Source organism: Robertmurraya massiliosenegalensis JC6 (genome assembly GCF_000311725.1).
GTDB classification, from domain to species: domain Bacteria; phylum Bacillota; class Bacilli; order Bacillales; family Cytobacillaceae; genus Robertmurraya; species Robertmurraya massiliosenegalensis.
The window spans coordinates 374,978-396,916 of sequence record NZ_HE978515.1 but is presented as its reverse complement, the minus strand read 5'-3'; the positions used below and the strand labels follow the sequence as shown (position 1 = coordinate 396,916).

Genomic DNA, 21,939 nt, shown 5'->3' with positions numbered 1-21,939 from the left:
TCTGTTTTAAAAATAATATACATAGTTTACCATAAATAATATGTGCCAAACCATATAAAGAAGGCACCGGAAGCGTAAAAATCAACGTATTTTGCCAAAATGTCATCCACAAATGGCAAAAGGCATCTAAAGGGAGTCCTCTCGATCCCTTTTGCACATCGTTAGGTCCAATTAAATTTAATCATTTTTTGGAAAACGTTTTGCAATATAGCCAAATGGAGTATCTAAAATGGAAATGAGGAATTTCAATAAATAAGTAGTCAGAAAGATTTGCCACCATTCATTCATTGGATATACGCCTAAAAAAGCTATGCTTGTAAAGACAACCGTATCTAAAAGCTGGCTAATCATCGTACTTCCGTTATTACGAATCCAAAATTGACGATCTTGAGGAAATTTCTTTCTCAAATAGGAAAAGATATAAACATCTGCAAATTGACTAATTAAATAGGCACATAAACTACCTAAAGCAATTCTTGGTAAAATTCCAAAAATTGTTGCTAAAGATGCATGGGCAAAATCGATTTCATGAGGCTGGAATAATAAAACCATTTGCATAATAACCGTCATTGCTAGTAAGGTAAAGAAACCTAACCAAACGCCCTTTTTCGCATCGTTTTTGCCATATTTTTCGTTCAAAATATCAGTAACAAGAAATGCTGTACCATACATGGTATTTCCTAGTGTAGCTGTTAATCCAAAAATTTCAATCGTTTTAACAACTTGAAGATTAGCTAGCACCGTGGAAAAACCGATCCAGACAAATAAACCAGTTTTTCCGAAGAGACGATAAATAGCGAGAACAAATACAAAATTGACAATAACAAAAATAAGGCCAAACCATTCATTAAACATATGACTTCCTCCTGTAGTTTTGATAATGCGGGAGTTCACGAACCGCATAGGATTATTCAATTGTCTTTGCCTATTATAACGATCTTTATGCTTGCTGAAAACAATTAAGTCATTATAAAAATGGGGAATATTAGGAAAGGTTTGATTAGATGAATTATAAAATCGAGATGACATATAAATTACGTGGAAGCCAGCCTATTGCGTTTGCATCAGAGTGGTTAGATGCAGAAACAGCAATTCGAATGGGGGAGGAATTAGAAAAACTAGGGAAGGTTTCCTACTTTTCATTTCTTGATGAAATGAATCAGTCATGGTCTATGAAAGAAATGAAAAAACTTACAGCGGAGATTGAAGAGGAACCTCATGATCTTACGTTATATTTTGATGGTGGATTTAATAAGAATACATATGAAGCTGGTTTAGGGGCCATTATTTATTATAAGCAAGGGAAGAAACAGTACCGCTTAAGGGCCAATCAATTAATTGAACAGATGGAAACAAATAACGAATCTGAATATGCAGCATTGTATTTTGCTTTAGATTTACTTGAAGAACTTGGTGTCCATCATCTACCGTGTGAGATTAAAGGAGATTCTCAAGTTGTACTGAAGCAATTAGAGGGAGAATGGCCAGTCTTTGAAGAGAAATTGAGTCGCTGGCTTGATCGAATTGAAGAAAAGATGAAAACACTTGGGATTAAGGCGAAATATGAATCTGTGCCGAGAAAAGAAAATAAAGAAGCTGATAAACTTGCCACACAGGCATTGGAAGGTAAAATCATTCATAGTACAATGGAACTTAATTAGTTAAAGGGCATGCATTCAAATGACGAAAAATCGATGAGAGGGGTTGAGCGTTTGAAGCGGAAAGACATCCTTTTAGAAGTGGAAGAACTGCTAAGCAGCTATTGCAAGGACTGTTTTTTACATAGACACCATAAAAAAGAGATGGGAAGGACCTATGCTCATCGTTTTTGTATTACCCAGTGCACAGTTGGTGAGAAGATAAAAGATATTGGCAAAAAACTTGAATAATGGACATTACGAAAGGCTGGTGAAATTCACCAGCCTTATGCTTATAATGTATTGAATTATAGCTTAACTACGTTAGAAGCTTGTGGTCCACGGTTACCTTCAACGATTTCGAAAGAAACTTCTTGACCTTCTTCTAGAGATTTAAAGCCGTCTCCTTGGATAGCTGTGAAGTGTACGAATACATCGTCTCCGCCTTCAACTTCAATGAATCCAAAGCCTTTTTCATTGTTGAACCATTTTACTTTACCGTTTTGCATAAAAAAAATTCCTCCTAAGCCTTTAAGGACACAAAAAAGTGTCAAGTGATATTATCATTAAATGAAATTATATTAGTGCCAATTGTTGCCAAAGGCGGAAATAAATTCACTTTAATGATGTCTATAATATACATGATTGAATCTTAGTCGTCAAGCAATGTAAGCCTTTTTACAACTTATATACTAAAAATTCTGATTAGGAAAATCATTGAAAATTACTATAATAAATCTTTCATATATTCCCATTTTTTGTTATGCTTTGGATAAGTTTAATAGATTTAAATTGCTATAATTATTCATTATAATCTGGATAAGTAGGTGAACGAAATGAAGAAAAAGCAACCTTTTTTTGCGCAAAATACACCTATGACTACTTCCGAAACAGAACAAAGGCAATGGAACGAGCCTGACCAACCATTAACCATCTTAGAGAAATACGACCCGTTGCTACTAAAAAAAGTAGCAGAAAAAATCACAGCAGCTTCTAAGCAAATGGAATCGATTTTTTTTCATGTAAGGGGAGGGAGAGATCTTCCGCTAGAGGAGATAAAAGAGAAGATTATTCCTGTTATTCACGAAGCGGCCAAGATCCCCCATATCTATCACCTCTTCTATCAATTAAATGAAAAAGAAAGCTATACATACAGACATCCGATCGCTGTTGCGATCATTTCCACATTGATTGGAAAGTGGTTAAAATTAAATGAACAAGAGTTAGAGGATTTAACTTTAGGTGCTACATTATACGATATTGGAAAAGCGTCAGTTCCTTCCGACGTATTAAACAAAACGGGGAAACTAACGAGAGAAGAATATGAAATCATGTCCAATCATACGGTATATGGCTATAATCTTCTCAAAAATACAGAGCATATAAATGAAAATGTGGCTTTAATCGCGTTGCAGCATCATGAAAGAGAAGATGGAAATGGCTATCCAATTGGGATTAGTGGTGCTCAAATTAGTTATTTTGCAAAAATTGTAGCCGTTGCCGACGTTTTTCATGCCATGTCCTCACCGAAAATCTATCATGAGGCGCTTCCATTTTATGGAGTGATTAAACAAATGGAACATGATACGTTTGGAAGACTAGATCCGAAGATTGTTTTGACTTTCTTACACAAAGTGATGGATAGCTTAGTAGGAAGAAAAGTTCTTCTTTCAGATGGGAATATCGGAACAATTGTCCTTATAAATCCTTACGATCCGATTCGCTGTCTAGTTCAAACAGAAGATCGTCTAATTGATCTGAAATATAATCACCACCTGCAAATTGAAAGAGTGTTAGAGGATCATTAAATACAGCATAAATGAGTCAAGGTTCCTTATTGAAGGAGCCTTTTTTTGATCCCATTTTTAGGCAAGAAAGAAGGAAATGTGAAAATTTCTGTATTTTTAGGTTGACTTTTTTTTGAACTCGCTTAAAATGTTGCGTATAGGAAACTTTTATTGATTAGACTAAAAAACATGTCCTAAGGTTAAAAAAGTGGTCTTAGTTAATAAAAGTGCGTATGGACAGAAGATAAGAAAATGATGAAGGGATGGAGAAGAAAAATGAAAAAAATGATGTGTTTAATTCTGGTATTCTCGGCTTTTCTATTGGGAGCTTGTGCGAACGAGAGTAGTAATGCTGAACAGTCTAATGAAAAAATTATCGTAACGACAACAATCGGGCAGATAGCTGATGGGGTCAAAAATATCGGTGGAGACAAAGTTGAAGTAGTCAGTCTCATGGGTCCAGGTACGGATCCTCATTTGTATAAAGCCACTCAAGGAGATATGGAAAAACTTGAGAAGGCAGATATTATTTTTTATAATGGCCTTCATCTAGAAGGGAAAATGCTGGATGTGTTCGATAAAATAAATGAAAAGAAACCGACCTATGCGATTGGTGAAGTGATTTCTGAAGGAAATTTACTTGAGGATGCAGAGGATAGCAGTGCCATTGATCCTCATATTTGGTTTGATATTTCTTTATGGACGCAAGCACTTGAAAAGGTAAGAGATGGCCTTATTGAAATTGATCCTGACAATGAAGAATATTATACGAATAATGCAGAGAAATATTTTTCAGAGTTGGATGCTTTGAAGAAGGATACGGAAGATGAAATGAAAAAAATTCCATCAGAGCAAAGAGTGCTAGTCACTGCCCATGATGCATTCGGGTATTTTGGAGCAGCCTATGATATTGAAGTAATGGGCTTACAAGGACTTAGTACAGAATCAGAATATGGTCTTGGAGATGTTCAGAAATTAGTAGATTTATTGATTGAAAGAAATATCAAAGCTGTTTTTGTAGAATCTAGTATTTCAGAAAGGTCCATAAATGCGGTCATTGAAGGAGCAAAACAAAAAGGACATGATGTCGCAATTGGGGGAGAACTATTCTCAGACGCGATGGGTGAAGAAGGCACGGAAGAAGGCACTTATATCGGGATGTATAGGCATAATGTGAAGACTATTACAGAGGCATTAAAGTAGGAGTGAGTAAGATGAAGCCAGTTGAAGTGAAAAATTTAACGGTTGCCTATCAAAAAAAGCCCGTTTTACAAAATGTGAGTTTTACTGTTCCTGAAGGAAAGTTAATCGGGATTATCGGTCCGAATGGAGCGGGGAAATCGACATTAATAAAGGCCATATTAGGATTGATTCCAAAGGCAACTGGTGAAATTAAAGTTTATGATAAATTATATCGGGCAAAGGATCGAATTGTGGGATATGTTCCGCAAAGAGGTTCAGTAGATTGGGATTTCCCAACAAATGCCCTAGATGTTGTGTTGATGGGAAGATATGGCCATGTTGGTTGGTTTAAAAGACCTGGAAAAAAAGATATAGAATACGCTCTAAACTGTTTACAGAAAGTAGGCATGTCAGAGTATGCCAATAGGCAAATAAGCCAACTATCTGGCGGTCAACAGCAAAGAGTTTTTTTAGCAAGGGCACTTGCACAAGATGCAAAGGTTTATTTCATGGATGAACCATTTGTCGGTGTAGATGCGGCGACAGAAAGAGCGATTATTGAGTTATTGAATGAATTGAAGCGACAAGGGAAAACGGTACTCGTTGTTCATCATGATCTGCAGACGGTTAAGGATTATTTTGATCATGTTATCTTGCTTAATGTGAATGTAATTGCAGAAGGGCCAACAGAGCAAATCTTCACATTAGAAAATTTACATCGCACTTATGGTGGGACATTAGCTTTTTTGGAAAAAGGTCATTTTTTGGTGGGGCAGAAATGAGGTGTGAGGGATGGACGTTCTAATAAAAATTAGTTTAACCGATGCAAATACACAATGGGTTCTTCTTGGGACAATGTTGCTTGGAATTTCGAGTGGGGTCCTTGGAAGCATTGCCTTATTAAGAAAACAAAGCTTAATAGGGGATGCTGTCGCACATGCATCACTACCAGGTATATGCATTACGTTTCTTCTTTTAGGAGAAAAATCATTATTGCCCTTATTGATTGGAGCTGCTATATCTGGTCTATTGGCTACATTTTGTATCCAGGCAATATCCTCCTTGTCTATTATTAAGGAGGATACGGCCATCGGCTTAGTATTATCGGTTTTCTTTGGACTCGGAATTGTATTGCTAACAAAGGTGTCCCAATCAAGTGTTGGCAATAAAAGTGGACTAAACGATTTTATTTTTGGGCAAGCGGCATCCCTCGTTGGCAGTGACGTAAAGTTAATGGCAGGAGCAGCTGCCTGCTTAACCGTTATAACGTGGCTTATTTTCAAAGAATTAAAGGTCTTAACGTTTGATCCTGAATTTGCGAAGGGGCTCGGATTGCCTACAAAGCGATTAAACTTTGTCTTCCTTACCTTGCTCGTATCCGCAATTGTGGTAGGAATTCAAGCAGTTGGTGTTATTTTAATGGCAGCGATGTTGATCACGCCAGCAATCTCTGCTCGTTATTGGACCAACTCACTCTCTAAAATGATCATTGTATCCGGAGTCTTTGGTGCCCTATCTGGGGTGGTTGGCACATTATTAAGTACTTTAGGAGAAGGGTTAGCGACTGGCCCTTTTATCGTCGTTACTGCAACGTTCATCTTTTTTATATCCCTTCTGTTTGCACCTGAACGAGGGCTTGTTACAAAATGGATTAAGAGGTTACGTTTAAATAAGCGTCTACAACAGGAATTAATCGTTGGCCGTGAAGGGAAGAGCTATCAATGAGCTATGAAGCATGGATTTTAATCATCGGATCATTAGCAGGTATAAGTTGTGGGATTACAGGTTGCTTTCTGATTTTGCGACGTCTCGCCATGCTTGCAGATGCGATTAGTCATACCGTATTGTTAGGCATTGTTTTAGCCTTTTTAGTCAGCCAAAGTTTGAATGGATTTTATATGCTCATAGGAGCTGCAGGGATTGGAGTGTTAACAGCCGTATTCGTGCAACTTTTAAACAGTTCTGGCATACAGGAAGATGCCTCAATTGGAGTTGTGTTCACATTTCTATTTGCGGTTGGTGTGATTCTCTTAAGCTTGTATGCTGATCATGTTCATTTAGATGTCGATCACGCTCTTATGGGAGAAATCACCTTTGTACCATGGGATTTAGTGCAATGGGGATTCTTACCAGAATTACCGCGGGCTTTTATTATGCTATCAGCAGTGCTTATCATCAATTTGGTGATCATCATTCTTTTTTATAAAGAGTTAAAATTAACTTCCTTTGACCCGCAAATGGCAGCGGCAATTGGAATACCTGTTCTAATCATTCATTATATTTTAATGGCCATGGTCTCCATGACGACAGTCGCTTCTTTTGATAGCGTCGGCGCTATTTTGGTTGTTGCCATGTTGATTGCACCTGGAGCTTCTGCATATTTACTGACGGATAAATTAAGCATTATGCTTCTACTTAGTGCAATACTCGGCGTTGCCGCAGCCATCATTGGCTACTATCTCGCAAGCTGGTTAGACGTATCCATTTCAGGTTGTATGGCAACGGTCAATGGAGTAATATTTGCTTTCGTCTTTCTATTTGCTCCTCATAAAGGCGTCTTGGCGAAAAAATGGTCTCAAAAGGGATTGAAGTTAACTTAGAAGTCTCATTTTTTATGAGGCTTTTTTCTATTTTTTGAAAAAATAGTGAAATGTATTCTCGTAGCTGCTGGAATCATGTACAATAGGAGAGGTGTTTTATTTTGTCAAATTGGAAGTGAGTCCCATTATGAAACTCGTACTAGCGGAAAAGCCAGACCAGGGTCTGACGTTGGCATCCGTATATAAAATGAAGAAAAAGCAAGGCTACATCGAAATTCTACCAAATGAAGTATTCCCCAAAGGAGCATATGTCACATGGGCAATCGGACATATTACACAGCTCATCTCCCCTGAAAAATACGACTCAAATTGGAAAAAATGGTCCCTTCAAACCTTGCCGATGATTCCAGCACAATTTCAGTATGAAGTTTCCAAAGACAAGTGGAAGCAATTTGCTATTATCAAACAGCTTATCTCCGATCCGAATGTGACGGAAATTATTCATGCTGGGGATGCTGGTCGTGAAGGGGAGTTGATCGTTCGCAACATTCTCAGGCAGACGAAATGTCAGAAACCGATGAAAAGGTTGTGGATTTCCTCCCTAACGCCTAAAGCCATTCATGAAGGATTTCAATCTTTACTTTCCGAGAAGGATACGAGAAATCTCTATTATGAGGCATACACAAGAGCATGTGCCGATTGGGTAGTGGGAATGAATGCATCGAGACTTTATAGCCTTCTTCTTAAACAAAAAGGGTTTGCAGATGTGTTTTCTGTAGGGAGGGTTCAAACACCGACGCTAGCTCTTATTGTTAAAAGGGAAGATGAGATCAGTTCCTTTGTTTCTGAACCTTTTTGGGAAGTGAAAGCGAAGTTTAATATCGACAAAAAGAAGTATGATGGCAAATGGGAAAAAGACGGTGTCACGAGAATTGACACAAAAGAGATGGCAGAAAAAATAGCCGCTTTTTGCGAAGGCAAAGAGGCTCAAGTAGCAGATGTCCATTCGGAAAAAAAGGAATATTTACCACCGTTCCTTTATAATTTGTCTTCCTTACAAGCAGAAGCCAATAGGCGTTTTAAATTCTCGCCAAAGAAAACATTGGATACCGTTCAAAAACTCTATCAAAAGGGTATGGTTTCTTACCCTCGCTCAGACTCACGGCATGTGACAAAGGGAGAGGCTGAGATGTTCCCTGAAATACTAGGAAAACTGGAGAATTTCCCTGAATATCATGAATTCTTTCCTCTACCTAACGCTTCCATATTGAATAACAGTAGATATGTGAATGACAAGAAAGTAACCGATCACTACGCGATCATCCCTACAGAGCAAGTTCCTACTATGTCTAGACTTAGCCCTGATGAACAAAAAATGTATGATTTGATTGCAAGAAGTCTGATTGCTGCTCATTATGGAAAGGCTGTAACGGAATATACAACGGTTACAACATTAGTCGATGAGAGAGCAACTTTCCAATCAAAAGGGAAAGTTCAGAAGGAGGAAGGCTGGAGAAAGGTTATTCCTCAATATGAAAAAGATAAGGATCCAAGTCTTCCGATTTTAGAAAAAGGGGAAGTAGGAAAGGTTGCGAAAGTGGAAGTGAAGGAAAGCAAGACCCAGCCTCCGAAGCGATATACAGAAGGTCAATTAATCACATTAATGAAAACGGCTGGAAAGCAGATTGAGGATAAAGAACTTGAAAAAGTTTTGATGAAAACAGAAGGTCTTGGTACAGAAGCTACAAGAGCTGGGATTATTACGATGTTAACAGAACGAAAATACATTGATATCCGCAAAAACCTTGTTTATGCAACGGCAAAGGCAAAAATTCTGATTCAGGCAATCGGTGATGAGATTTTAGCTTCTCCCGAGATGACCGCGAAATGGGAGCAACGCTTAAAAGAGATTTCAGAAGGACAAGCTATTCCGAAGCAATTCATGGAGCTAACGAATAAAATGATCACACATCTTATTACAAATACAACCGAGGCTTCGACTCAATGGGAATTTCCTGAAGAATTGATAGATGGATTTGTTCCGGGGAAACAATCGGGAAAACAAAGGAGACAACCGACTCATTTAGGTCCCTGCAAGAAATGCAGTGGTACGGTCATTGATAAAGGCACCTTCTATGGCTGTTCCAACTATCAAAAGACAAAGTGTGATTTTACAATTTCAAAAAAGATACTCGGCAAATCGGTTACACAAAAGCATATTAAAGCAATATTGTCTGAAGGGAATACTGAATTGATTCAAGGATTTAAAGGGAAAGAAAAAATGTTTGATGCAAAACTTGGATGGGATGAGACAGAGAAAAAAGTGAAATTTGTATTTTAAAATGAAGGACACCATAATCTTTCTTGTATCCCCTTTCTTAATATAGTAAACTTTGAATATAAACAGAAAAAACTTTTGTATTAGTGCAAAATTATTGGAGGGTGTACTGATGGCAACACCAAGTATGGAAGACTATATCGAGCAAATTTACTTATTAATTGAACAAAAAGGTTACGCACGAGTTTCAGATATCGCTGAAGCTCTTTCGGTTCACCCCTCATCGGTAACGAAAATGGTTCAAAAATTAGATAAAGACGAGTATTTAGTCTATGAAAAATATAGAGGATTTACGTTAACTTCAAAAGGCAAAAAAGTTGGCAAGCGTCTCGTTTACCGCCATGACTTACTAGAGGATTTACTGCGAACAATTGGAGTTATGGAAGAAAATATTTATAATGATGTAGAAGGGATTGAACATCATTTAAGCTGGAACGCTATCGATCGCATCGGGGATCTCGTCCAATTTTTTGAGGAAGATGAAACTAGAGTGCATGCATTACGAGATATTCAAAAAAAAAATGAAGAACCGGAATAACCATTTTCTTTTCACGAATAAAACAAAACCTCTACAAAATGTTCGAAGTTTCCGGTTTGTCTCATTCGATCCAACCCTCTCTCACCCTTAAGCGGAGTTTTTCCTGTTATCTCCTCGATGGAGTCCCTTTTAGGGAAAATAACGGAAGATTTTCCGCTTATAGAGGGCTAAATCGTTTATTTTGGCTTTTTTGGAGTGATTAGCAGGAATTTTTCCTGTTATTTCGGCTCTTTTTCATGATGGTTGCTCATTAAGCGGAATTTTTCCTGTTATTTTTTCATACCGATACTCCTACCGTTTATACGAACATTTATCCACAAGTCGAGGGAATTTATAAATTCCTGGATAGACAACAAAAAAGGCGACCGAAAATTTGGTCGCCTTTAATAATACGCTTTTTTCGTAAATGTCCAAATTTTTTTCTCTGAAAAAAATCACAGGCCGACATTTCCCCCTCAAATGAGTTTTAGAGCACACATTATTTTTGCGCAGCACTTTTCGCTTACTTTGAGACTAATTTAACGAGTAATAGTAGGGCTTTATTCTCCTATCTATGACTAAATAGCAACAATGGTTGCGAAAAGAGCCTTTCGTATAGAACATGGTTATTTGTAAAAACCCACAAAGCAGATTTTCCCCCATATATCACGGTTATGGCTATACCTAGTAATAAGATGGGAGATTTTCAAATGCAGCGTGATCAAATAATGTTTCACCATTCTCATATTCCACAATATGAACATCTGAGAATTTCTCATCACTTGCTTCCAATAGCGCTTTTCGATAGGAAATGATTCTTCCTTGGGAAGTTTGGAAACTAATAATATCTCCCATATGATTTCGATAGACGGATACGATTTTTTCTTTTTCCATGAAAGAGGTCTCCTTTATAAACTTTCTTCTTATTGTTGATGGTAAAACAAGGATTTATTCCTTAAAAATAGAAATAGTATCAGTGAAGATTATACGATTAAGAAAATGATGAAAATTTGATAGAGGAGAGGGTATTGAATGAGTCGATATTCAATGAACGAATTTGTTAAACAAACACAGCAGCAGGATAAAGGAGAAGGCTTGTTTGAGCTTGAAACACCGCGTATGCTTGAAATCAATCTCAATGGACAAATCTGGGCAAAGGCAGGAGCGATGGTCTCTTACAGAGGAAACATTAAGTATGAGCGAGAAGGGATTTTTGAGCACGGACTTGGAAAACTGTTTAAGAAGGCGTTTACAGGTGAAGGAACATCATTGATGAAAGCTACGGGCAATGGGAAGCTATATGTGGCCGATCAAGGGAAGAAAATCAGCATTTTACAACTTCAAGGTGAGTCTATTTTTGTCAATGGAAATGATTTGTTAGCCTTTGAACCATCAATTGATTGGGATATTAAACTGATGAGAAAAATTGCTGGAATGATGTCTGGTGGGTTATTTAACGTACGTTTAGAAGGTCATGGAATGATTGCGATTACTTCTCATTATGAACCATTGACGTTGCTGGTAACACCTAATAACCCAGTATATACGGATCCGAATGCGACTGTTGCATGGTCTGGTACCTTAGAACCGGAATTTGTGACAGATGTTTCGTTTAAAACCTTTATCGGAAGAGGAAGTGGAGAATCGATTCAAATGAAGTTCTCAGGCAATGGTTTTGTCGTTGTGCAGCCATTTGAAGAAGTTTATTATTCCAATCAGCAGTCCTGATAATTTTTTATACAAGTCAAAAAAAAGCAGTCTACCTGAAATCGTCAGGGCTGCTTTTTCAATTTCTATTCCCATACATAAGGTGTTTCTTGATAAACATAATAATTCAGCCAGTTTGAAAAAAGAAGATGAGCATGGGAACGCCAACGGTTCAGTGGTTGTCTATTGGGATCGTTATTTGGAAAATAGGATTCGGGTAGATGAATGTCTAAACCTCGTTGACGGTCACGATTGTACTCCTCACCTAACGTACTAGCATCATATTCTAAATGACCAGTAATCATTATTTGTTTGCCGCCACCTGCACTCATGATAAAAGGCCCTGCATCTTTTGAATAGGAAAGGAGCTTAATATCCGGATGTTGAGTAATTTTGTCTTGATCAACATCGGTATATCTTGAATGAGGAGCATAAAATTCATCATCAAATCCTCTTAATAATTTTTCACTCCGGTCATGTACAATATGAGAAAAAACGCCTGAACACTTACGAGGTAATTCGAATTTTCCGATCCCGAAGTGATGGTAAAGGGCAGCCTGAGCACCCCAGCAAATATGTAATGTAGAAGTAACATTTGTAGTTGACCAAGTCATAATTTCTGTTAGTTCCTCCCAATAATCAACTGATTCAAACGGGAGCATTTCTACTGGAGCGCCAGTAATGATCATGCCATCAAATTTTCGATGCTTGATATTCGGGAATGTCGTATAAAATTGATCGAGATGGAACTGACTTGTTGTTTTCGACTGATGTGTCGCCATTTGTAAAAATGAAATATTGACTTGTAAAGGTGTATTTCCGAGCAATCTTAGTACTTGAGCCTCGGTTTTTTCTTTTTCAGGCATCAAATTTAAGATGATGATATTTAATGGCCGAATATCCTGTGTATTCGCCCGAACTTCATCCATAATAAAAATACTCTCTTTTTCTAATATCTCACGTGCTGGAAGAAGCTTCGGTATTTTGATAGGCAAACGATCACTTCCTTGTTTGAATTTTCAATATTTTATATTATATAGCCCTTTAAATGATGTATCAATCTTTTTGCCAAATTAATTCCGAATCTTGTGTATAAAAGATGGTACAATATATGTGGAAATCACCAATGAAATGTAATGGGGGTAAATGCTATGAGTGTGAATGTGAAATTTAAAACTGACATCGAAATTGCCCAAGAGGCGAAAATGAAACCCATTTTAAAAATTGCAGAGGAATTGGATTTAACAGAAGATGATCTTGAGCTTTACGGCAAATACAAGGCCAAGCTTTCGTCTGATTCGATTAAAAGAGTTCAAACGAAGGAATCTGGAAAAATCATTCTTGTAACAGCGATTAATCCAACACCAGCCGGAGAAGGGAAATCTACTGTTACAGTGGGTCTTGGTGATGCATTACATAAATTGAATAAAAAAGTGATGATTGCTTTACGAGAACCGTCTTTAGGCCCGACGATGGGAATAAAAGGTGGAGCGACAGGCGGCGGGTACGCACAAGTCCTTCCAATGGAGGATATTAACCTTCATTTCACCGGTGATTTTCACGCAATCACAACAGCCAATAATGCGTTAGCTGCGCTCGTTGATAACCACTTACAACAAGGAAATGAACTGCGCATTGACCAAAGAAGAATTGTCTGGAAGAGAGCGGTTGATCTGAATGATCGGGCATTAAGAAAGGTTATTGTTGGACTTGGTGGACCTATTCAAGGCGTGCCTCGTGAAGATGGATTTGATATTACAGTAGCTTCTGAAATTATGGCAGTACTATGCTTAGCAACAGATTTACACAATTTGAAACAAAGATTATCGAATATGATCGTGGCCTATAATGTAGATAAAGAACCTGTAACAGTAGCTGACCTTGGTGTAGAAGGAGCATTAACACTTCTTCTAAAGGATGCGATTAAACCAAATCTTGTACAAACGATTGAACATACACCGGCACTCGTCCACGGTGGCCCATTTGCCAACATTGCTCATGGCTGTAACAGTGCGATTGCAACCGTTACAGCAGCGAAATTAGCAGACTTTGTAGTGACAGAGGCTGGTTTTGGAGCGGACCTAGGAGCAGAGAAATTTCTTAATATTAAAGCTAGAGCAGCAGGTTTTAAACCAGAAGCGGTCGTGATCGTGGCCACGATTCGAGCATTAAAAATGCACGGTGGAATTTCAAAAGCTGAGTTAGCAAAAGAAAATATTGCAGGCTTAGTAGCGGGGTTTGAAAACTTAAGAAAACATGCGGAGACAATTCAAAGCTTCGGGCTTCCATTTGTCGTCGCCATCAATAAATTTGTTACAGATACGGATAAAGAAGTTGAGACTCTTCTTGAGTTATGCGCAAAATTCCAGTTGCCAGTTGAGCTAACAGAGGTATGGGAAAAAGGTGGAGAAGGTGGAATTGCACTTGCCAAAAGAGTTCTAGAAGTGATGGAAAAAAGTGAATCTAATTTTTCTCCATTGTACGACTTGTCTGATTCTCTTGAAGGAAAAATAACAACGATTGTTCAAAAGGTATATGGAGGAAGCAACGTAGAATTCTCCTCAAAAGCGAAAAAACAGTTGGAGGATTTCGAACGCTTCGGGTGGGGGAATCTACCCGTCTGCATGGCAAAAACTCAGTATTCATTATCTGATAATCCTTCCATGCTAGGAAGGCCAACAGACTTTACCGTTACCGTGCGAGAGCTAAAGCCATCGATTGGCGCTGGTTTTATCGTAGCATTAACAGGTGATGTTATGACCATGCCAGGTTTACCTAAAGCACCAGCTGCTTTAAAAATGGATGTTGACGCAAAAGGAAATCCAATCGGATTATTTTAATTTTACAACTTGAGCGACGGGGGATGAGCCTGTCGCTCCTTTCATGAGGAGCGAATAATATGTTTGACCCAACTGCATTTGAAAACATGAAGGTCGTATTAGAAGGTGCTTTGTATGACCGAGATTTAGAGGGCGAAATTGCGATCCTTGACCGCAATGATTTGATGAATCTAGCCAAGCTATCAAGACATTATGAGGTGGCGTTTTCTGAGCGGGATTCTTCGTCAGTCCAGTGTACTCTTATTTTAGAAGCAACTTTAGAAAATCTCGCATCAGAATTACATCACAAGTTGCATAACGTTCGGTTAGCTGGGGTGAATCTTCTCATACTTTTTAAAATGGAACATGAAAATAGTCTAGACTTACATAAAAAATTGAATGGAGTACTAACCGACATCTGGGGTGCAGAGAGAACTTTTACACAAAAAGTTAGTTATGACCCCTTTGAAGAAACGAATAGAATTACGAAAGAAATATCCCTTAAATTTAATCGTCTCATTGGTGAAGAACAAATAGATGATCTAATAGTGATGATTGACTATATGGTTGAATCTCTCCAAAAAATAAATCGGCTTTTATAATCGTTAGGCTAGCACTCTTCCCGTTGAACGTGTAAAATAAAATTAGCACCTAACTTTAGTATCAGGTCATAATTATAGTGTGTAGAGGGGGAGAGTGCATTGAAAAGAGTGGCGTGGGTAACAGACAGTACAGCGAGTTTAGATGACGAAATGAAAGCGCATCCAGATTTGTATGCGGTTCCAATGTCGATATCATTAGATGGAGAACAGTTCTTAGACACGATAGATTTAACACCAGAAGAACTATATGAAAGATTGAAATCATTAAAAACTCCACCAAAAACGTCTCAACCATCAGTGGGAGAATTTAAGCAGCTATTTGACAAGCTTAGCCTAGAATATGAGGAGATTATTCCGATACTTGTTTCAGCAAAATTAAGTGGTACGGTGTCGTCCAGTGAACAAGCAGCCCAGTTGGTTGACATCCCAGTAACGACAATCGATTCCAAAATTTTGTCTTATCCATTAACGGTTCAAATTAAACAGGGGATGAAATGGTTAAAAGAAGGCTTGAGTACTGAATCGATTAAAGAAAAAATTGAAAAATTAAGAGAGACATACGAAGTGTATGTGTTAGTAGGCAGCCTTGAACAACTGCATCGTAGTGGAAGAATGTCGGGAATGCGATATTTTCTAGGCAGTATGCTAAATATAAAGCCTATTATTCAAATATCTGATGGAGTCCTTTCGATAAAGGACAAAGCGCGTAGTGAGAAGAAAGCAATGGACAAAATCCTCAGTTATTTGCGTGAGTCTTATGAAAAATTCAACATTCATGAGGTATATATTTTGTATGGACTCCATCAGGAAGCAGCTTTAAAATGGAAGGAAGAACTGCAACTTCATTTTCCTTCGTTACGTTTTAGTTGTCATCCGATAGGGGCAACGGTCGGAGTCCATGCAGGTGAACATACAATTGGAATTAGTTGGTATAATGGTTTAGATGAAAATTAATTAAGATTAATCAAAAGGGATTCGGAGTGACTTCATTCTGAATCCCTTTTGTTTTTATTGGTAGATCGCCTCAAGTACAAGGTTTGTTCGCTTTATGATAAAATGGAGGACGGATAATACTTGATGATTGGATTGGTTTTAAACATGAAGATGTTAACGATAGAAAATTTGACGAAGACGTATGGAGAAAAGGAATTATTTCAGGATATATCATTTACGATTACGGAGAAAGAACGAATTGGCTTAATTGGAGTTAATGGTACTGGTAAGTCTTCCTTACTGAAGATTGTGGCAGGGATCGATGAACCAGATGCTGGCGAAGTGACGATGCCGAAGGACTATAAAATTGCCTATGCTTCCCAATCTCCTATCCTGGATGAAAGTTTAACTGTTCTTGACCAAGTGTTTGCAGGAGAGTCAGCAATTCTACGAGTGGTGAAAGAATATGAGCAAGCACTGCTCGCTTTAGAAGAAGATCCAAATCGAACTGAATATCAGGAAAAACTATTTGACTTACAAAGAAAGATGGATGCTGTTAATGGCTGGGATGTAGGTACAAATGCAAGAACGATTCTAACAAAGCTAGGAATTTCCGATTTTAATAAAAAGATTGCGGCGCTTTCAGGTGGGCAAAAGAAAAGAGTTTCACTAGCACAAGTCCTAATTCGAGATGCTGATTTATTAATATTAGATGAACCTACCAATCATCTTGACTATGAATCGGTTAAATGGCTTGAGGAATATTTAAGTAGGTATAGTGGTGCGTTGTTACTCGTTACCCATGACCGTTACTTTCTCGATCGAGTCACGAATCGAATGTTTGAATTAGATGGTGGAAAGCTATATAGCTATAAAGGGAACTATGGGGCATTTCTTGAAGCGAAAGCCATACGCGAAGAAAATGAAGCGGCAACTTTAGAAAAACAACGAAATTTATTTCGTAGAGAGCTGGAATGGATTCGCCGTGGAGCAAAAGCACGTACAACGAAACAAAAAGCGAGAATTGGCCGATTTGAAAGCTTAGATGAGCAAATTTCTTCCGTGAAATCAACAGAAAAGCTCGATATATCCCTTTCAGGAAGTCGGTTAGGGAAGCAAGTCTTTGAATTAAAGGATGCCTATATAGCTTACGGAAGCCAAGTGATCTTAAAGGATTTTGATTTATTGGTAAAGCCAGGAGATCGCATCGGAATTGTAGGTAGAAATGGAACAGGCAAATCAACATTGTTAAACACCTTAGCTGGAAAGCTACCATTAGATTCTGGAGAATATATCATTGGTCAAACGGTGAAAATTGCCTACTATACCCAGGAAAATGAAGATTTAGATGAGAATAAACGAATGATCGAATATTTGAAGGAAACCGCTCAGGTCGTTAATACTTCAGATGGAAAAACGATTTCAGCAACACAAATGCTTGAACGTTTTTTATTTCCTTCCTATACCCATGGAACACCGATTCGTAAGTTATCAGGTGGAGAAAAACGCAGGCTGTATTTATTGAAAATACTGATGTCTGAGCCTAATGTTTTATTGCTTGATGAGCCAACAAATGATCTAGATACGCAAACACTAACCGTTTTAGAGGATTATTTAGAGGACTTTCCAGGGGTGGTCATAACGGTTTCCCATGATCGTTATTTTCTTGATAAAGTCGCAGAGCAACTTCTGATTTTAAATGGAGACGGAAATATTGATTCATTTTATGGCAATTATACGGAGCTCTTAGAAAGTCAGTCCGCACAGCAGAATGTAAAGGAAGCGACCACTCAGAAGGAAAAAGTAGTCCTGGAAGACAAACCAAAAAAGAAAAAATATCGTACAAAGAGAAATTGGAATGGGAATCAATCGATGACGATATAACTGCTGTAGAAGAACGTTTGAAACAAATATCAGAGGAAATGCTCCAAACGGGAAGTGATTTTGAGCAGGCGCAGGCTCTAATGAATGAAGAAAACCGCTTAAATGAAAAACTGGAATATTTAATTGAAAGATGGAGTTACTTATCTGAACTTATGGAAAATGAGTAATGATCATGTTTGAGCACAATAATGTGTTCCATCTAGGTACTTATGATACGATAATAAATAATTAAAACGATACAACTTGGCGAAAAATGGCCAGTAAAAAGGGTGAAATTATGAAAATCAAATCTATTGAACCTACTCCAAGTCCAAATACAATGAAAATTAATTTGGATGAGCAACTTCCAATGGGGAAGAGCAATAATTATAAGAAAGATACAATCGAAGGGGCTCCGAAAGTAGTGCAAGAGATTCTAAATATTGAAGGGATCAAAGGTGTTTATCATGTTGCTGACTTTTTAGCGGTTGAGCGCAATGCAAAATTTGACTGGAAAGATCTTCTCCCACAAGTACGAAAGGCTTTTGGAGAAGATGAGGATGGACAACATTCTACCCATCAAAGGATGGATGAACATTTTGGGGAAATCCAAGTTCAGGTTCAAATGTACAAGGGAATTCCTCTTCAAGTGAAATTGACAGATGGGACAGAAGAAAAACGATTTGGGATGCCTGAACAATTTACGAAACTCGTAGCAGAACTTCAAGATGACGAAAACTATATTTTACAGCGAAAGTGGAAGGAACATGGAGTTCGTTACGGTGAGTTTGATGAAATCGGCCATGAGGTGGTTGAAGAACTTATCGCAGCGTATCCAGAAGAACGTTTGCAGGATATTGCGTCGCAAGCAAAGAGTTCAGATCCGGTAGTACAACTACAACCACGAAAAAAAATAAAGGTTTCATCAGAAGATTTACATGAACCGGATTGGCAAAAACGTTATCAGTTGTTGGAGCAAATGGAAGATCCAACAATAGAGGATTTACCCCTTTTAGATAAGGCTCTAGCAGATGAAAAAGCTTCTATCAGAAGACTTGCAACCGTCTATTTAGGAATGATTGAAGATAAGCTGGTTTTACCTTTATTATATAAGGCACTAAAGGATAAATCCGTTACCGTGAGAAGAACGGCTGGTGACTGCCTATCTGACTTAGGTTTTGAAGAAGCAGCAGCTGAAATGGCAGAAGCTTTAACAGATAAGAGTAAGCTTGTACGTTGGAGAGCAGCAATGTTCCTCTATGAGGTCGGAGACGAAAAAGCATTGCCAGCATTAAAAGCTGCCGAAGAGGATCCGGAATTTGAAGTTAGCATGCAAATCAAACTAGCAATTGAAAGAATTGAGCATGGAGAAGAGGCAAAAGGTTCGGTCTGGAAGCAAATGACGGAAATGAGAAATAAATAAAAAATTGTAAAAGAAGAACAGCTCCACATATGGAGCTGTTCTTCTTTTATGACTGAATTTTGAATTGGACAGGAATATCTTTTTCATCAATAGGTAAAAACTCATAACCTAAATTCTTTAATGCCTCAATAATGGTTGGTAAAGCTTTAACCGTAACTTCTTTATCATGAAAAAGGATAACAGGAACTCTCTCACGCTTATATAATTTCTGTACCTGGTCTAGAACGGACTTCGTCATTTTCTTTTCATTATGGATACTCCAATCATTACTATCTACATTCCAATCCCACATCACATATTTCGCTTGATCAAGTTTAGCTTTTTGTGAAGTTGTTAGGTGCGGAAAGCTACCAAATGGTACCCGAATAATGTTGACAGGTTCTCCTGTAATCGATTGTACTGATGTCTTACACGTATTCATTTCATCTAGTGGAGATGAACTTGTTTTATAAAATTTAGAAACTTGATGCGTAACCCCGTGGCAACCAATTGTATGATTCTTTTCCTTAACAGCCTGTACGACTGTGGGGTTATGTAGCACATTATTGCTTAGCATGAAAAAAGTAGATTTAATTTCATATCTGTCTAGGATTTCAAGAATATCTTCCGTATACTCAGTTGGTCCATCATCAAATGTTAAATAAATCGGTTGTGTCACATCTTTTTTTAGAAAACTATCAGTTATAATATCAGATTTTATTGAGAGTTCACTTATTTTTTCCCTATGAATCCGATAGGAGCTCTTGTTTAAAGTAGTAGCTTCAACTTTAGCTTCAAATGTTAAGTGTTTTCCTAGAATAATAGAAGAAGTAAAAATAAAAAAGGAAATACAAAACAAAGTGGTAAATATGATCAGTCTTTTTCTAGGTGTCATGCTGCGGACTTCCTCTCCTACAAAATATCTATCTATTATAATAGGACAATAGTAGACAAATTTATAGAGGAATTCGACAAAATTTGGAAGTTATAATATTATGAATATTCAATTTATTATGCATAACCAAAGCTCGCAAATTGCTTCAATGCTGTACAATATAGTATGCTAATAGTGGAAATCAATTTAGGAGGGATGTTCATTATGTCAATGGCATATGAAGAATATATGAAGCAAATGGTTCGTCCAATGCGTGAAGAGCTTGTCCAAGCGGGATTTCAGGAACTTCTTACAGCAGATGAAGTGGAAAACTTTATGGAGAAAACAGAAGGCACAACTTTAGTCGTGGTTAATTCGGTCTGTGGCTGTGCTGCAGGACTTGCTCGTCCAGCTGTTACTCAGGCTGTCCTGAGAACTGATAAAAAGCCTGACCAGCTCGTGACTGTTTTTGCAGGACAAGAAAAAGAAGCAACAGCAAAAATGCGTGAGTACTTTGAGGGATATGAGCCTTCTTCACCATCAATGGCAATTCTTAAAGGCAAAGAGGTTGTTCACTTTATCCCAAGAGACGATATTGAAGATAACACAATGGAAACGATCATGGAAAACCTATTAGTAGCTTTTGAAAATCATTGCTAAGATGATGAAAAGGATGTCATGGGGCATCCTTTTTCAATTCACTAATAAGATTAAGATGAGAGTTTAGGTGGATATATGTTTGTGACTACAGCTGGACGTACGAATGAGAGCATGATAGCGGAGGCAAAGAAGGTAGCAGAAGATTTAGGGATTGAATATATTTCTAGACAAAAGCGTGCTGTTTTTACGCTTCAAACAATGAACGAGGATGATTGTATTGTAGTAGGGAAGGAACGGTTAGAAATGTTTCCTTATGGCGACGAGAAACCGTTTTTCTTCCATCCTAATTCAAGTATGTTTCGTCTTAAGCGATTAATAGCGGGAAAGAACGATCCGTTTATCGATGCCTGTCAGCTGAAAATTGGTTCAAAGGTTTTGGATTGTACACTAGGCCTTGCCTCCGATAGCATTGTTGCAAGTTATGTGGTGGGAAATGAAGGAAAAGTGGTCGGAATTGAAGGAAACTCCTTTATTGCTTATATTGTTCAAAATGGACTACACACCTGGGAAACGACAATACCAGAAATAGATGCAGCTTTGAAGCGCATTGAAGTCATAAATCAAAGCGCACTTAACTATTTAAAAAGCTTGGATACTCGTAGTTTTGACTGTGTGTACTTTGATCCCATGTTCGAAGAGACCATTTTAGAATCGGATGGAATTAAAGGCCTGACAAAGTTTGCATTATATGAAGACATCACGGAAGAATTGCTCAGCCATGCAAAAAGAGTGGCAAAAGATAGAGTAGTATTAAAAGACCATTATAAAAGTGAGAGATTTGCAGAGTTTGGCTTTCATGTATTAAAGCGAAAAACAGCTAAATTTCATTATGGCATCTTACAGATACGGTGAGGTAAATCCACTGTATCTGTAAGTAAGTTAATCAGCGATAGCTAAATAAACGAAGTACACAAGTAAAAGTAAGCTGCTTAAGACAATAAGAATGGTCCAATCCACACTTCCACACTCCTTTCGATCATAAATATCAAAAAAATGAAACTTATTTTCCCAAAATTCCGTAAAAAAATGTATAATTTATTTTATAGCAAAATTTTATAATTATACATGCGAAATTCGA

General features: G+C 37.7%; 21 protein-coding genes and 1 pseudogene. 17 read left to right on the top strand and 5 right to left on the bottom strand.

Going from position 1 to position 21,939, the window contains the following annotated elements; translation table 11 throughout:
* Nucleotides 1–177: 177 nt before the first annotated feature.
* Nucleotides 178–855, bottom strand: a complete 678-nt coding sequence (locus BMSHG_RS18300) for a queuosine precursor transporter (protein WP_019155918.1) — start codon at nt 853–855, stop codon at nt 178–180.
* A 149-nt stretch (nt 856–1,004) separates the two neighbouring features.
* Here BMSHG_RS18300 and BMSHG_RS18295 point away from each other — a divergent pair, with 149 nt between their 5' ends.
* Nucleotides 1,005–1,661: a reverse transcriptase-like protein gene (locus BMSHG_RS18295; RefSeq protein ID WP_019155917.1), complete on the top strand. Its 657-nt coding sequence runs from the start codon at nt 1,005–1,007 to the stop codon at nt 1,659–1,661.
* 51 nt (nt 1,662–1,712) lie between these two features.
* Nucleotides 1,713–1,889, top strand: coding sequence for a zinc-finger domain-containing protein (locus BMSHG_RS27760; RefSeq protein ID WP_019155916.1), 177 nt, complete (start codon nt 1,713–1,715; stop codon nt 1,887–1,889).
* A 56-nt stretch (nt 1,890–1,945) separates the two neighbouring features.
* On the opposite strand, the gene cspD is transcribed toward BMSHG_RS27760, so the two are convergent.
* Nucleotides 1,946–2,146 (bottom strand): cold-shock protein CspD, encoded by a 201-nt coding sequence (gene cspD / locus BMSHG_RS18285; RefSeq protein ID WP_019155915.1) that lies wholly within the window; start codon nt 2,144–2,146, stop codon nt 1,946–1,948.
* Nucleotides 2,147–2,473: 327 nt separating this feature from the next.
* Between cspD and BMSHG_RS18280 the strand changes: the two genes are divergently transcribed.
* The 7 genes from BMSHG_RS18280 (at nt 2,474) to mntR (ending at nt 10,022) form a co-directional block, all read left to right on the top strand.
* Nucleotides 2,474–3,445 (top strand): HD-GYP domain-containing protein, encoded by a 972-nt coding sequence (locus tag BMSHG_RS18280; protein ID WP_019155914.1) that lies wholly within the window; start codon nt 2,474–2,476, stop codon nt 3,443–3,445.
* 255 nt (nt 3,446–3,700) lie between these two features.
* A complete protein-coding gene (locus BMSHG_RS18275; protein WP_026073520.1) occupies nt 3,701–4,627 on the top strand; it encodes a metal ABC transporter solute-binding protein, Zn/Mn family in 927 nt (308 codons plus the stop codon).
* 11 nt (nt 4,628–4,638) lie between these two features.
* Nucleotides 4,639–5,388 carry a metal ABC transporter ATP-binding protein gene (locus BMSHG_RS18270; protein WP_019155912.1) on the top strand — a complete coding sequence of 250 codons (750 nt, stop codon included), beginning with the start codon at nt 4,639–4,641 and terminating at the stop codon, nt 5,386–5,388.
* Nucleotides 5,389–5,398: 10 nt separating this feature from the next.
* Nucleotides 5,399–6,331 (top strand): metal ABC transporter permease, encoded by a 933-nt coding sequence (locus BMSHG_RS18265; protein WP_019155911.1) that lies wholly within the window; start codon nt 5,399–5,401, stop codon nt 6,329–6,331.
* Nucleotides 6,328–7,206 (top strand): metal ABC transporter permease, encoded by an 879-nt coding sequence (locus tag BMSHG_RS18260; protein WP_019155910.1) that lies wholly within the window; start codon nt 6,328–6,330, stop codon nt 7,204–7,206. The genes BMSHG_RS18265 and BMSHG_RS18260 overlap by 4 nt, the downstream gene beginning before the upstream one ends.
* A 127-nt stretch (nt 7,207–7,333) precedes the next feature.
* Nucleotides 7,334–9,487, top strand: coding sequence for a DNA topoisomerase III (locus BMSHG_RS18255; RefSeq protein WP_026073519.1), 2,154 nt, complete (start codon nt 7,334–7,336; stop codon nt 9,485–9,487).
* Nucleotides 9,488–9,596: 109 nt separating this feature from the next.
* The gene (mntR, locus tag BMSHG_RS18250) at nt 9,597–10,022 is read left to right on the top strand and encodes a transcriptional regulator MntR (RefSeq protein ID WP_019155908.1); all 426 of its coding nucleotides are present in this window, start codon (nt 9,597–9,599) and stop codon (nt 10,020–10,022) included.
* Nucleotides 10,023–10,685: 663 nt separating this feature from the next.
* Here mntR and BMSHG_RS18240 read toward each other — a convergent pair.
* Nucleotides 10,686–10,895: a DUF3892 domain-containing protein gene (locus BMSHG_RS18240; RefSeq protein WP_019155906.1), complete on the bottom strand. Its 210-nt coding sequence runs from the start codon at nt 10,893–10,895 to the stop codon at nt 10,686–10,688.
* 138 nt (nt 10,896–11,033) lie between these two features.
* Here BMSHG_RS18240 and BMSHG_RS18235 point away from each other — a divergent pair, with 138 nt between their 5' ends.
* Nucleotides 11,034–11,729: an AIM24 family protein gene (locus BMSHG_RS18235; RefSeq protein ID WP_019155905.1), complete on the top strand. Its 696-nt coding sequence runs from the start codon at nt 11,034–11,036 to the stop codon at nt 11,727–11,729.
* A 65-nt stretch (nt 11,730–11,794) separates the two neighbouring features.
* Here the strand turns inward: BMSHG_RS18235 and metA are convergent, their stop codons facing one another.
* Complete coding sequence (metA, locus tag BMSHG_RS18230; protein WP_019155904.1) at nt 11,795–12,703, bottom strand: homoserine O-acetyltransferase MetA; 909 nt, start codon at nt 12,701–12,703, stop codon at nt 11,795–11,797.
* 156 nt (nt 12,704–12,859) lie between these two features.
* Here metA and BMSHG_RS18225 point away from each other — a divergent pair, with 156 nt between their 5' ends.
* The 5 genes and pseudogenes from BMSHG_RS18225 (at nt 12,860) to BMSHG_RS18205 (ending at nt 19,348) form a co-directional block, all read left to right on the top strand.
* A complete protein-coding gene (locus tag BMSHG_RS18225) occupies nt 12,860–14,548 on the top strand; it encodes a formate--tetrahydrofolate ligase (protein ID WP_019155903.1) in 1,689 nt (562 codons plus the stop codon).
* A gap of 59 nt (nt 14,549–14,607) precedes the next feature.
* Nucleotides 14,608–15,129, top strand: a complete 522-nt coding sequence (locus BMSHG_RS18220) for a hypothetical protein (RefSeq protein ID WP_019155902.1) — start codon at nt 14,608–14,610, stop codon at nt 15,127–15,129.
* 99 nt (nt 15,130–15,228) lie between these two features.
* Entirely contained in the window at nt 15,229–16,083 is an 855-nt protein-coding gene (locus BMSHG_RS18215; protein WP_019155901.1) for a DegV family protein, read from the top strand.
* A gap of 144 nt (nt 16,084–16,227) precedes the next feature.
* Nucleotides 16,228–18,113: pseudogene (locus tag BMSHG_RS26490) on the top strand (ABC-F family ATP-binding cassette domain-containing protein).
* Nucleotides 18,114–18,223: 110 nt separating this feature from the next.
* The gene (locus BMSHG_RS18205; RefSeq protein WP_019155900.1) at nt 18,224–19,348 is read left to right on the top strand and encodes a conserved virulence factor C family protein; all 1,125 of its coding nucleotides are present in this window, start codon (nt 18,224–18,226) and stop codon (nt 19,346–19,348) included.
* Between the two features lie 46 nt (nt 19,349–19,394).
* On the opposite strand, the gene BMSHG_RS26485 is transcribed toward BMSHG_RS18205, so the two are convergent.
* Nucleotides 19,395–20,222, bottom strand: a complete 828-nt coding sequence (locus BMSHG_RS26485; RefSeq protein WP_019155899.1) for a polysaccharide deacetylase family protein — start codon at nt 20,220–20,222, stop codon at nt 19,395–19,397.
* 204 nt (nt 20,223–20,426) lie between these two features.
* On the opposite strand from BMSHG_RS26485, the gene BMSHG_RS18195 reads away from it, so the two are divergent.
* Nucleotides 20,427–20,861: a BrxA/BrxB family bacilliredoxin gene (locus BMSHG_RS18195; protein WP_019155898.1), complete on the top strand. Its 435-nt coding sequence runs from the start codon at nt 20,427–20,429 to the stop codon at nt 20,859–20,861.
* Nucleotides 20,862–20,936: 75 nt separating this feature from the next.
* Entirely contained in the window at nt 20,937–21,713 is a 777-nt protein-coding gene (locus BMSHG_RS18190; RefSeq protein ID WP_019155897.1) for a class I SAM-dependent methyltransferase, read from the top strand.
* Nucleotides 21,714–21,939 lie beyond the last annotated feature (226 nt).

Bases quoted from the DNA above. Each gene is read 5' to 3' on its own strand.
- BMSHG_RS18300 (WP_019155918.1), bottom strand. From the start codon at position 855: ATGTTTAATGAATGGTTTGGCCTTATTTTTGTTATTGTCAATTTTGTA.
- BMSHG_RS18295 (WP_019155917.1), top strand. From the start codon at position 1,005: ATGAATTATAAAATCGAGATGACATATAAATTACGTGGAAGCCAGCCT.
- cspD (WP_019155915.1), bottom strand. From the start codon at position 2,146: ATGCAAAACGGTAAAGTAAAATGGTTCAACAATGAAAAAGGCTTTGGA.
- BMSHG_RS18280 (WP_019155914.1), top strand. From the start codon at position 2,474: ATGAAGAAAAAGCAACCTTTTTTTGCGCAAAATACACCTATGACTACT.
- BMSHG_RS18275 (WP_026073520.1), top strand. From the start codon at position 3,701: ATGAAAAAAATGATGTGTTTAATTCTGGTATTCTCGGCTTTTCTATTG.
- BMSHG_RS18270 (WP_019155912.1), top strand. From the start codon at position 4,639: ATGAAGCCAGTTGAAGTGAAAAATTTAACGGTTGCCTATCAAAAAAAG.
- BMSHG_RS18265 (WP_019155911.1), top strand. From the start codon at position 5,399: ATGGACGTTCTAATAAAAATTAGTTTAACCGATGCAAATACACAATGG.
- BMSHG_RS18260 (WP_019155910.1), top strand. From the start codon at position 6,328: ATGAGCTATGAAGCATGGATTTTAATCATCGGATCATTAGCAGGTATA.
- BMSHG_RS18255 (WP_026073519.1), top strand. From the start codon at position 7,334: ATGAAACTCGTACTAGCGGAAAAGCCAGACCAGGGTCTGACGTTGGCA.
- mntR (WP_019155908.1), top strand. From the start codon at position 9,597: ATGGCAACACCAAGTATGGAAGACTATATCGAGCAAATTTACTTATTA.
- BMSHG_RS18240 (WP_019155906.1), bottom strand. From the start codon at position 10,895: ATGGAAAAAGAAAAAATCGTATCCGTCTATCGAAATCATATGGGAGAT.
- BMSHG_RS18235 (WP_019155905.1), top strand. From the start codon at position 11,034: ATGAGTCGATATTCAATGAACGAATTTGTTAAACAAACACAGCAGCAG.
- BMSHG_RS18225 (WP_019155903.1), top strand. From the start codon at position 12,860: ATGAGTGTGAATGTGAAATTTAAAACTGACATCGAAATTGCCCAAGAG.
- BMSHG_RS18220 (WP_019155902.1), top strand. From the start codon at position 14,608: ATGTTTGACCCAACTGCATTTGAAAACATGAAGGTCGTATTAGAAGGT.
- BMSHG_RS18205 (WP_019155900.1), top strand. From the start codon at position 18,224: ATGAAAATCAAATCTATTGAACCTACTCCAAGTCCAAATACAATGAAA.
- BMSHG_RS26485 (WP_019155899.1), bottom strand. From the start codon at position 20,222: ATGACACCTAGAAAAAGACTGATCATATTTACCACTTTGTTTTGTATT.
- BMSHG_RS18195 (WP_019155898.1), top strand. From the start codon at position 20,427: ATGTCAATGGCATATGAAGAATATATGAAGCAAATGGTTCGTCCAATG.
- BMSHG_RS18190 (WP_019155897.1), top strand. From the start codon at position 20,937: ATGTTTGTGACTACAGCTGGACGTACGAATGAGAGCATGATAGCGGAG.